This window comes from Streptomyces sp. NPDC002690 (assembly GCF_053592415.1).
Genome location: NZ_JBSFVR010000260.1, coordinates 1 through 10,818, shown reverse-complemented (window position 1 = coordinate 10,818; position 10,818 = coordinate 1). Strand labels below are relative to the sequence as shown.

The window sequence follows — 10,818 nt, the reverse complement described above, 5'->3', positions numbered from 1 at the left end:
CGGGGGGTGGTCGGCGTGTTGGCGGCTAAGACGGCGCCCCGTCCCTGGCCGCCCTGGACGACGGCCGGGCCGCCCCGGGGGCCCCGCGCCCTCGTCATGAGGCGGCGGGACCCGGGCTCTCCTTCTCGCCGGGGCGGGGGCGGTGCTCAGCCGACGACGGTCCAGGTGTCCTTGCCCGCGAGGAGAGCCGCCAGATCGCCCTTGCCCTGCTGTTCGACGGCCCTGTCCAACTGCTCGGACATCAGGGTGTCGTAGACGGGGCGTTCGACGCTGCGCAGGACTCCGACGGGGGTGTGGTGGAGGGTGTCGGGGTCGGCGAGGCGCGAGAGGGCGAACGCGGTGGTGGGGGAGGCGGCGTGGGCGTCGTGCACGAGGACGTGGGAGCGGTTCTCCTCGGTGACCGCCACGACCCGGAGGTCGCCGGTGGCCGGGTCGCGGACGACGCCCTTGCCGCCGTCCGCGCCGAAGAGGATGGGCTGCCCGTGTTCGAGGCGGATGACCGCTTCCTGGGCGCGTTCCTTGTCCTTGAGGGCTTCGAAGGCGCCGTCGTTGAAGATGTTGCAGTTCTGGTAGATCTCGACCAGTGCGGTGCCGGGGTGGTCGGCCGCCGCGCGCAGCACGCTGGTGAGGTGCTTGCGGTCGGAGTCGATGGTGCGGGCGACGAAGGAGGCTTCGGCGCCCAGCGCCAGGGAGACCGGGTTGAAGGGGGCGTCGAGCGAGCCCATCGGGGTCGACTTGGTGATCTTGCCGACCTCGGAGGTCGGGGAGTACTGGCCCTTGGTGAGGCCGTAGATCCGGTTGTTGAACAGCAGGATCTTCAGATTGACGTTGCGGCGCAGGGCGTGGATGAGGTGGTTGCCGCCGATGGACAGGGCGTCGCCGTCTCCGGTGACGACCCACACCGAGAGGTCGCGGCGGGAGGTGGCGAGGCCGGTGGCGATGGAGGGGGCGCGGCCGTGGATGGAGTGCATCCCGTAGGTGTTCATGTAGTACGGGAAGCGGGACGAGCAGCCGATGCCGGAGACGAAGACGATGTTCTCCTTGGCCAGGCCGAGTTCGGGCATGAAGCCCTGGACGGCGGCCAGGACGGCGTAGTCGCCGCAGCCGGGGCACCAGCGGACTTCCTGGTCGGACTTGAAGTCCTTCATCGTCTGGGGCGCGTCGGCCTTGGGGACGAGCTGGAGGAGCGGGTGGTCGGTGTCAGCCATCGATGGTCTCCTTCAGGGCGGTGGCGAGCTGTTCGGCCTTGAACGGCATGCCGTTGACCTGGTTGTAGGAGTGGGCGTCGACGAGGTACCTCGCGCGGATCAGGGTGGCGAGCTGGCCGAGGTTCATCTCGGGGACGACGACCTTGTCGTACCGCTTCAGGACCTCGCCGAGGTTGCGCGGGAACGGGTTCAGGTGGCGCAGGTGGGCCTGGGCGATGGTCTCGCCGGCCGCGCGCAGCCGCCGCACGGCGGCGGTGATCGGGCCGTAGGTGGAGCCCCAGCCGAGGACGAGAGTGGTGGCGCCGGTCGGGTCGTCGACCTCCAGGTCGGGGACGTCGATGTTGTCGATCTTCGCCTGGCGGGTGCGGACCATGAAGTCGTGGTTGGCCGGGTCGTAGGAGATGTTCCCGGTGCCGTCCTGCTTCTCGATCCCGCCGATCCGGTGCTCCAGACCCGGCGTTCCCGGTACCGCCCAGGGGCGGGCCAAGGTCTCGGGGTCGCGCTTGTACGGCCAGAAGACCTCGGTGCCGTCGTCCAGGGTGTGGTTGGGAGTGGTGGTGAAGGTGACCTGGAGGTCGGGGAGTTGCTCGGGGTCCGGGATGCGCCAGGGCTCGGAGCCGTTGGCGAGGTAGCCGTCGGAGAGGAGGAAGACAGGGGTGCGGTAGGTCAGGGCGATGCGGGCGGCTTCGAGGGCGGCGTCGAAGCAGTCGGCCGGGGTCTTCGGGGCGACGACCGGGACGGGTGCTTCGCCGTTGCGGCCGTACATCGCCTGGAGCAGATCGGCCTGCTCGGTCTTGGTGGGCAGCCCGGTGGACGGGCCGCCGCGCTGGATGTCCACGATCAGCAGCGGCAGTTCGAGCGAGACGGCCAGACCGATGGTCTCCGACTTCAGCGCCACACCCGGCCCCGACGTCGTCGTCACCCCCAGCGACCCGCCGAAGGCGGCCCCCAGCGCCGCGCCGATCCCCGCGATCTCGTCCTCCGCCTGGAACGTCCGCACGCCGAAGTTCTTGTGCCGGGACAGCTCGTGCAGGATGTCGGACGCCGGAGTGATCGGATACGAGCCGAGGTAGAGCGGCAGCCCCGCCTGCCGGGACGCGGCGATCAGCCCGTACGAGAGCGCCAGGTTCCCGGAGATGTTGCGGTACGTCCCCGTCGGGAACGCCGCCGAGGCAGGCGCGACCTCGTAGGACACCGCGAAGTCCTCGGTCGTCTCACCGAAGTTCCAACCCGCCCGGAACGCCGCGACGTTCGCCTCCGCGATCTGCGGCTTCTTCGCGAACTTCTGCCGCAGGAACGCCTCCGTGCCCTCCGTCGGCCGGTGATACATCCACGACAACAGACCCAGCGCGAACATGTTCTTGCTCCGCTCGGCCTCCTTGCGCGACAGGCCGAAATCCTTCAGCGCCTCGATCGTCAGCGTGGTCAACGGCACCGGGTGGACGTTGAACGCCTCCAGCGAACCGTCCTCCAGCGGGGAGGTGTCGTAACCGACCTTCGCCATCGGGCGCTTCGTGAACTCGTCCGTGTTCACGATCAGCTCCGCCCCGCGCGGGACGTCCCCGATGTTGGCGCGGAGGGCCGCCGGGTTCATCGCGACCAGGACGTTCGGGGCGTCACCGGGCGTGAGGATGTCGTGGTCCGCGAAGTGCAGCTGGAAGGACGAGACGCCCGGCAGCGTCCCCGCGGGCGCCCTGATCTCGGCCGGGAAGTTCGGCAGCGTCGACAGGTCATTGCCGAACGACGCCGTCTCCGAAGTGAAACGGTCGCCCGTCAACTGCATACCGTCGCCGGAATCCCCGGCGAATCGAATGATGACCCGATCCAGTCGACGGATTTCTTTCACGCCGACCTCCGCATTCGTCGCACGGGGAGCGCGTTGCTCTCCGAGGACAGCCTCGTCGGTCACATCGGCCTGGCTACTGACCTGGCTGGTCACTGAACTGGACCTCCCTTGGGCGGCGGCTCCGGAACAGCCGGCCCGCCGACGGTCCCCGGGGCCCACACTACGACGGTAAGGGGCGCCTTCCTCCGTCGATCATATGGGGGACGTCGGCGGGAGAGGCCGGTTCCTTCCTATTTTCCTGGCGATTCCAGTCTTCCGAGGCAGGTCGGGGGGCCGGTGCCGTCTCGGCCTTTCGACGTAGGCCGCACATTTCCCGTCCGGCGAGGATTGAGGGCGCCGACAACCGTTCAAGAATGCGCGCTGTCCGGAATTCGGAGACGCGGGCGGGGGAACGCGGGCGGAGCGGGTCGGGAGCGGCGTGGGCCCCGCGGGTCCGGAGCGGGGCGGGTCCCGCGAGTCCGGAGCGCGTGGGCCCCCGAGTCCGGAGCGGGGCGGGTCCTACGAGTTCAGATAGGTCAGCACCGCGAGCACCCGCCGGTGGTCGCCGTCGCTGGGCGCGAGACCGAGCTTGAGGAAGATGTTGCTGACGTGCTTCTCCACCGCGCCGTCGCTCACCACGAGCTGCCTGGCGACGGCGGAGTTCGTCCGTCCTTCCGCCATCAGGCCGAGGACCTCCCGCTCGCGTGGCGTGAGCCCCGCCAGCACGTCCTGCTTACGGCTCCGCCCCAGCAACTGCGCCACCACCTCCGGGTCCAGCGCGGTACCGCCCGCGGCCACCCGCACCACGGCGTCCACGAAGTCCCGCACATCGGCGACCCGGTCCTTCAGCAGATACCCCACCCCGCGCGTGCTGCCGGCCAGCAACTCGGTGGCGTACCGCTCCTCGACGTACTGCGACAGCACCAGCACCCCGACGCCGGGGTGGTCCTTGCGCAGCCGTACCGCTGCCCGGACCCCCTCGTCGGTGTGGGTCGGCGGCATGCGTACGTCCGCGACCACCACGTCCGGCAGCTCCTGACGTGCGTGCAGATCCGCCAGGAGTTCGAGCAGCGCCTCCGCGTCCCCCACTCCGGCGACGACCTCGTGCCCGAGGTCGGTGAGCAGCCGGGTCAGCCCCTCCCGCAACAGGACCGAATCCTCCGCGATGACCACACGTACCCGCACCTTGTTCTCCACGCTGCCGCTTCCCCCACTGCTGTCGTCGTCCGGTGCCGGTCACCCGGCGGTTCACTTGCGTGCCCAGCATCCCAGCCCTGGGCGGCAAGGAGGGAACGGGGTGGATCGCCGATTTCCGGGCACGGCACGAGAGGGCGTGGCAACGGAGGACCCGAGCATTCACCTATGAGTGGGAAATAGCCGGCGAGAAGTGCAATGCGGCGCGATCGGCGGAGCGCTTTCGCGTCGTCGGTGCACCCGCGGGACAAGTGTGCGGTTCCGCCGTGAAGATATGGCCGACGCGGAACCGGGAAATCATGTCCATGAAAAAGTCCATGATCACATGGTCTGCGGCAGCCCTGGGGCCGGCCGGTTCCGCACCGGTTCTCGACTTTCCGACGGAGCGGAGACGGGAATTCCGGATACGGGGCGATCGTCCGGGCGGATGTCAGCGACGGGGCGCCGCGAGCTTCCGTACGGCGTCGGTCGCTGCCGCGTACCGGTCCGGCTCCCCGGGCGGGACGTGCCCCGACGGCCGCACGCTCTCGCTGTGCGCGACGAGCCTGAAGATCAGGGCGCGGATCACCGTCTGCCGCCAGTCGGGGTGACCGGAGCCGAGCGTCAGCAGGCGGCGGGGAAGGTCGAACCACAGCAGGCCGTCCGCGACCACGACCGCCTCGGCGAACAGCGGAGGCCGCCAGTACGGCGAGAAGTCGATCACCACGGGTGCGCTGTCCGGGGCGAAGAGCACATTGCCGGTGAGGTCACCGTGGACGAGCTGGGCCGCCTCCCGTGCCACCGGGCGCCTCAGTGCCAGCAGCGCGGCGAACGGAGCCGCGAGCTCCTCCACCACCTCGACCTCCTGCTCGCCCCACGCCACCCGGTCGGCCACGGCCCAGGGGTGGGTGTGCCGGCCGAGGAAGCCGGGCCGGGGGAACGGCCGCAGGGCGGCGTGGAAGGCCCGTCCGGCGCTGAGCACCTCGGTCCAGCGGCCCTGCGGACCGGGCTCACCCGGCAGGAACTCGGTCGCCGTCCAGCCGTCCACGAGGCTCCGGCCGTCGACGGCCCGGAGCGGCCGGGGTACCCGGAAGCCGCTGGACGGCGTCAGCCGCTCGGCCAGCGCGGCGCCCCACTCGACCTCCTCCGCACCTCCTTCGGCCGGCTTGAACACGAAGGCGCCGACGCGGACGCTCCGCCCCTGCCCGCCCGCGAGGGGGACGGGCGTGCCCTCCACACCGAAGGCGTCGAGGACGGCACGGGGCGGGACGGGATCGTGCGGGCAGGCACCGGTAGGGAGGGAGTGGAGCGGAAGGCCGTCGCTCGATGGGTCGGTCACGGCAGGCATCCTGCCCACTCCGCCCTGTCCGGTGCACCTCCTTTTCGCACCGCCCGGACCCCGGCGCCGACCCGCCTCACTCCTTCGGGCGCGCATCCGGGTGCGCCACCTGCCCGGGCTGCTCGGCACGGCCGGCTCGCGCTCCGGGGGGACCCGTACCAGGTGGTGCGGGTCCCCCCGGAGCCTTGCCCGGAGCCTTGCCCGGAGCCTTGCCCGGTGCTGCGGCGGGGCGGCCGAGGCGGCCGACGGCGGAGGGTCAGTCCCGCCAGGGGAGCCGGGCGGTCACCGTCGTCGGTCCGCCCGCCGGGGACTCCACCGTGAGGCTGCCGTCCACGGCACGCAGACGCTCCGCGAGTCCGGCCAGGTGGCCGCCCGCCGCCACGTCCGCGCCACCCCGCCCGTCGTCGTCGACCCGGATCACCAGGTGCTCGGGGCGGTGCTGCCCGTCCTTGCGGTCGTAACGGTTCTGCCGGTCAGCCGTCCGGCGCACCGTGACCGATGCCCGGGTGGCCCGGGCATGCCGGGTGACGTTGCGGAGCAGCTCGGAGACGGTGACGTACGCGAGGTTCTCGATCGCCCGTGCCGGGCGCAGCGGCAGTTCCACGTCCACGTGGACCGGGACCGCGCAGCGGGAGGCCACGGAGGAGAGGGCGGCGTCCAGGCCCCGGTCGGTGAGGACGGCGGGGTGGATGTCCCGGGCGAGGTCGCGGAGCTCCTGGAGGGCGACCTTCACCTCGCCGTGCGCCCCGTCGATCAGGCGCGCCGCCGCTTCGGGGTCCTCGGCGAGCCGGTCCTTCGCCAGCCCGAGCTCCATCGCGAGGGCGGCGAGCCGGGCCTGGGCGCCGTCGTGCAGATCGCGTTCGATCCGGCGCAGGTCCGCCGCCGCCGTGTCCACGACCACACCCCGGTCCGACTCCAGCTCCACCACGCGGGAGTCCAGCCGGGACGGGCCGAGCAGCCCGGCGACCATCACCCGGTCCACCGAGGCCAGCCCCCGGACGATCCACGGCGACACGAGCACGAGGACCAGGCCCACACCGCAGGTCGCCGTGAGTTCGAAGGCCGAGTCCAGATAGACGCGGTGCGTGGCGTCCCCGTACAGCTGGAGGCCGTCGATGCCCACGTACGCCGGGAAGACCCAGGCCCACAGCGGGTACGTGAACATGCTCCAGGCGGTCGCCACCACCGTCACCGCGACGGTGAACGCGAAGACCGCCCACGGGAAGTGCAGGAACCCGTAGAGCAGGTGGCGCCAGGAGGCGCCGTTGCGGAGCGCCGCGCCCGCCCACGAGAACACCCCGCCGGTCCGGCCCCGCACGGGCTCGGGAGCGGCCACGTCGAGCCCCAGAAGAGCGCGGGCGCGCCCGCGCTCCAGGGCGCCGAACCCCCGGCACACCGCCAGGCCGGCGGCGAGGACCGGGATGCCGAGGAAGGTGACCATCAGACCGGCGCTCAGCGAGACCGTGGTGACCACGAGCGTGAAGAGCACGACGCTCACCGGCAGGCTCAGCAGGAGGTACAGCAGCTCCCGCCAGGTCCGCCCCTCGACCGGCGCGCGGAGCACGGCCGGGAAGAAGTGCTTCTCGTCGGGACGGTGCCAGGCGCCGGTGTCCCCACCCTGCCCGTCCCGCGCGTCCGATCCGTATGCCGTGGCCATCTCTGCCGTCCGTTTCCGTTCTCCGGTGAGGCCCGTCGCGGGCCGTTCTCCGTATGCCGTCTCATGCCGTCACGTCGCGGGCCGCTCCGCGCACGCGGCTTGGCTCACGCCGTTCCCGGGACGTCGCCCCGGCCCGCGCGCGGCTCTCCGGCCGATGACTCCAGCCTCTTCCGTACGGGCGCCCCGCACCATGAGGGCGGTCTCCGTATCCGACGGGGGGTTACCCCCACCCCGGCGTACGCGCCGCGCGCACGCCGGAGGGCCGGAGCGCACGCGCCCCGGCCCTCCGTACTTCTTCCGGCCCCAGCCTCCGGTTCTCGGCCCGGGGCTCCAGCCTCCGGTTCTCAGCCCGGTCCGGCCGCGCCGTCGCGCCAGGGCAGCTCGGCGGTCACCGAGGTGGGGCCGCCCTCGGGCGACTCCACGATCAGCAGGCCGTCCACCGCACCGAGCCGCTCCGACAGTCCGGCCAGGCCGCTGCCGCCCTCCGTCCGCGCCCCGCCCTTGCCGTCGTCGCGCACCTGGAGCATCAGCCGGTCGCCCGCACGCCACACGTCCACGGCGGCCGAGCGCGCCCGGCTGTGCTTGCTGATGTTCTGGAGCAGTTCGGAGACGGTGAAGTAGGCGATGCCCTCGATCGCCTGGGCCGGCCGGCCCGGCAGATCGACGCCGACCGTCACGGGCACGGTGCAGCGCGAAGCGATCGAGGAGAGGGCCGCGTCCAGGCCCCGGTCGGTGAGGACGGCCGGATGGATTCCCCGGGCGAGGTCGCGGAGCTCCTGGAGGGCGACCTTCACCTCGCCGTGCGCCTCGTCGACCATCCGGGCAGCCGCCTCCGGATCGGCGCCGAGCTTCTCCTTCGCCAGCCCGAGGTCCATGGCGAGCGCCACCAGCCGGGCCTGGGCGCCGTCGTGCAGATCACGTTCGATCCGGCGCAGGTCCGCCGCCGCCGTGTCCACGACCACACCCCGGTCCGACTCCAGCTCGGCGATCCGCCGCTCCAGCTCGTCCGAGGGCGCCAGCAGCGTCCGTACGAGCGCGCGGTCCACGTTGCTGAGGGCCCGCGTCACGTAGGGGAGTACCGGCCAGAACGTGAAGAACCCCACCAGCGTCACGGTGAACGTCACCACGCCCCACGGCAGTCGGATGAACGAATACAACAGCGTCCGCCAGCCCACCGGGTCACCGAGCCCCGACCAGAGCCAGGCGAAGAATCCCTTCTCGCGGCGGGTCCGCGCGATCGCGCCGGGCTCCTCGACACACACCCCGAGCAGGACGCGGGCCCTGGCCCGCTCGAACCGGCCGAGCCCCCGCGAGCCCTGGATACCGAGGGCGAGCAACGGCAGTCCGACCACCGTGACGGACAGCCCGGCACCGACACTGACCAGCACGACCGCGTAGACGAAGCCGATGATCGTGGTCAGCAGGTTCGCCAGCAGATGGGCGATCTCCTTCCACGTCCACACGTCGAGGGCCGGGCGCAGTCGGGGCGGCCGGGGGTCGTCCGGCGCGAAGGGGCTCTCGGAGGGGCTCGTCGTCATGCGACCAAGCCTGCCGGTTGGACCCCCGCGCACGCCATGGGGCTCGTGGGTGCGAGGAAGTGGGGATAACCCCACCCCTCGCCCGGCCCCTCACCCACCCCCGCCCCGCCCCCTCACCCACTCCTCGGCGCACCCCTCACCCGGCCCCTCATCGAACCCTCGGCCCGTCCCGTATCCCACCCCTCGTCCCGCACCTGCCCGGGACGCGGCTGCTTACCGTCTCTTTAACAGGGCCTAGACTCCCGTGCGTACAGATCGTCGAAGGGTTCGAGGGAGCGAGGAACGGACGTGGCGGACGTGCCGGAACTGCCGGAGCCGACCGTTCTCGCGTCGGATTACTTCCACAGCTACTCGGTCGTCGGACTGCTCGCCCTGGTCGGCGTGCTCTTCGTCGCCGCCGCCTTCGGGGCGGGACGCCTGCTCAGGCCCGTGGTTCCGACGCCCGAGAAACTCCTCACCTACGAGTGCGGTGTCGACCCCGTCGGGGAGGGCTGGGCTCACACGCAGGTGCGTTACTACGTCTACGCCTTCCTCTACGTGATCTTCGCCGTCGACTCGGTCTTCCTCTTCCCCTGGGCGACCGTGTTCGCCGCGCCCGGATTCGGCGCGACCACCCTGGTGGAAATGTTCGTCTTCCTCGGCTTCCTCGCCGTGGGACTGCTCTACGCATGGAAGAAGGGCGTCCTCACATGGGCGTGACGAGCCGGCCGACCCCCGAGCCGCAGCCCGCAGCCGGTACGCAGGAGGCGGTGACCGGCCCCGGGCCGGTCCCGCTGCCCGAGCCCAAACGGCTCGGCGTGCTGTCCCGCCTCGCACCGGAACCGATGAAGGTGGTCCTGAACTGGGGCCGCCGCTACAGCCTCTGGGTCTTCAACTTCGGCCTCGCCTGCTGCGCCATCGAGTTCATCGCCGCCTCGATGTCCCGCCACGACTTCATGCGGCTCGGTGTGATCCCCTTCGCCCCGGGCCCCCGCCAGGCCGACCTGATGGTCGTGTCCGGCACGGTGACGGACAAGATGGCCCCGGCCGTGAAGCGGCTGTACGAGCAGATGCCCGAACCGAAGTACGTGATCTCCTTCGGTGCCTGCTCCAACTGCGGTGGCCCGTACTGGGATTCGTACTCGGTCACCAAGGGCGTCGACCAGATCATCCCCGTCGACGTGTACGTCCCCGGCTGCCCGCCCCGGCCCGAGGCGCTGCTCCAGGGCATCCTCAAGCTCCAGGAGCGGATCGCCCGCGAGTCGCTGGCGGAGCGTTACGCCACCGGCACCGCCGCCCGGCCCTCGACCGCCGCGCTGCGCAGCGGACTCGTCGCCGCACCCGCGGAGCCGGGAGAGTCGGGGAATTCGGGGAAGTCGGGAAATTCGCGGGAGTCGGGGGATTCGCGGTGAACGCTTCTCAGAACCCGGCCGGGACTCCCGCTGAGCTGTACGACCGGCTGCTCGGCGTGGACGCCGACGAGGCCGCCGTCGCCGAGGCCGTCGCCGGGCTCTTCGGCGAGGGGGCGACCGCCGCTCACGCGTACGACCTGCTCACCGTGGACGTGCCCGCCGGCACCTGGACCGCCGCGCTCACGACCGCGCGCGACCGGCTCGGCTGCACCTACTTCGACTGGCTGAGCGCCGTCGACGAACCCGGCACCGGCTACCTGGTCAGCGCCCACGTGGCCGCGCTCGCCACCGGTACGGTCCGGCGGCTGCTGGTCCGTACGACGGTCCCGCACCACGCGGCCGTGCTGCCCAGCGCGATCGACGTCTACGCGGGCGCCGCCTGGCACGAGCGCGAGACCCACGAGATGTTCGGCATCGGCTTCGAGGGCCACCCGCACCTGGTGCCCCTGCTGCTGCCCGAAGGGTTCGAGGGCCACCCGCTGCGCAAGGACTTCGTCCTCGCCGCCCGGGTCGCCAAGGCATGGCCGGGCGCCAAGGAGCCCGGCGAGTCCGAGCACGGCGGGCCCAAGCGGCGCACCATGCTCCCGCCGGGCGTTCCCGATCCGAACGAATGGGGCCCGCTCAAGGGGCAGCTGCCGCCCGCACCGGCCCGCCGAGGGCCCGGTCGTCTCGGTGCACGAGGCGTAC

Annotated in this window: 9 protein-coding genes; 3 read left to right on the top strand and 6 right to left on the bottom strand. The window is 71.8% G+C overall.

Features of this window, described 5'->3' with window-relative positions:
* Positions 1 to 146 precede the first annotated feature (146 nt).
* From ACWD3D_RS26305 to ACWD3D_RS26280, 6 genes are all read right to left on the bottom strand, one after another.
* Entirely contained in the window at positions 147 to 1,208 is a 1,062-nt protein-coding gene (locus tag ACWD3D_RS26305; protein WP_451463265.1) for a 2-oxoacid:ferredoxin oxidoreductase subunit beta, read from the bottom strand.
* Positions 1,201 to 3,147: a 2-oxoacid:acceptor oxidoreductase subunit alpha gene (locus ACWD3D_RS26300; protein WP_451463264.1), complete on the bottom strand. Its 1,947-nt coding sequence runs from the start codon at positions 3,145 to 3,147 to the stop codon at positions 1,201 to 1,203. The genes ACWD3D_RS26305 and ACWD3D_RS26300 overlap by 8 nt, the downstream gene beginning before the upstream one ends.
* 405 nt (positions 3,148 to 3,552) lie before the next feature.
* Entirely contained in the window at positions 3,553 to 4,206 is a 654-nt protein-coding gene (locus ACWD3D_RS26295; protein ID WP_451463267.1) for a LuxR C-terminal-related transcriptional regulator, read from the bottom strand.
* Positions 4,207 to 4,657: 451 nt separating this feature from the next.
* Positions 4,658 to 5,545 carry an aminoglycoside phosphotransferase gene (locus ACWD3D_RS26290; RefSeq protein ID WP_451463263.1) on the bottom strand — a complete coding sequence of 296 codons (888 nt, stop codon included), beginning with the start codon at positions 5,543 to 5,545 and terminating at the stop codon, positions 4,658 to 4,660.
* A 256-nt stretch (positions 5,546 to 5,801) separates the two neighbouring features.
* Positions 5,802 to 7,202, bottom strand: a complete 1,401-nt coding sequence (locus tag ACWD3D_RS26285) for a sensor histidine kinase (RefSeq protein WP_451463262.1) — start codon at positions 7,200 to 7,202, stop codon at positions 5,802 to 5,804.
* A 344-nt stretch (positions 7,203 to 7,546) separates the two neighbouring features.
* A complete protein-coding gene (locus ACWD3D_RS26280) occupies positions 7,547 to 8,740 on the bottom strand; it encodes a sensor histidine kinase (RefSeq protein WP_451463261.1) in 1,194 nt (397 codons plus the stop codon).
* Positions 8,741 to 9,037: 297 nt separating this feature from the next.
* Here ACWD3D_RS26280 and ACWD3D_RS26275 point away from each other — a divergent pair, with 297 nt between their 5' ends.
* The 3 genes from ACWD3D_RS26275 to ACWD3D_RS26265 form a co-directional block, all read left to right on the top strand.
* On the top strand, positions 9,038 to 9,439 hold the full coding sequence (locus tag ACWD3D_RS26275; protein WP_386888201.1) for an NADH-quinone oxidoreductase subunit A: 402 nt from the start codon (positions 9,038 to 9,040) through the stop codon (positions 9,437 to 9,439).
* A complete protein-coding gene (locus ACWD3D_RS26270) occupies positions 9,430 to 10,131 on the top strand; it encodes an NADH-quinone oxidoreductase subunit B (RefSeq protein WP_451463260.1) in 702 nt (233 codons plus the stop codon). The genes ACWD3D_RS26275 and ACWD3D_RS26270 overlap by 10 nt, the downstream gene beginning before the upstream one ends.
* Before the next feature lie 47 nt (positions 10,132 to 10,178).
* Positions 10,179 to 10,818 (top strand): NADH-quinone oxidoreductase subunit C (locus ACWD3D_RS26265; protein ID WP_451463266.1); only part of this gene is annotated, 640 nt, incomplete at its 3' end.

Bases quoted from the DNA above. Each gene is read 5' to 3' on its own strand.
- ACWD3D_RS26270 (WP_451463260.1), top strand. From the start codon at position 9,430: ATGGGCGTGACGAGCCGGCCGACCCCCGAGCCGCAGCCCGCAGCCGGT.
- ACWD3D_RS26305 (WP_451463265.1), bottom strand. From the start codon at position 1,208: ATGGCTGACACCGACCACCCGCTCCTCCAGCTCGTCCCCAAGGCCGAC.
- ACWD3D_RS26280 (WP_451463261.1), bottom strand. From the start codon at position 8,740: ATGACGACGAGCCCCTCCGAGAGCCCCTTCGCGCCGGACGACCCCCGG.
- ACWD3D_RS26285 (WP_451463262.1), bottom strand. From the start codon at position 7,202: ATGGCCACGGCATACGGATCGGACGCGCGGGACGGGCAGGGTGGGGAC.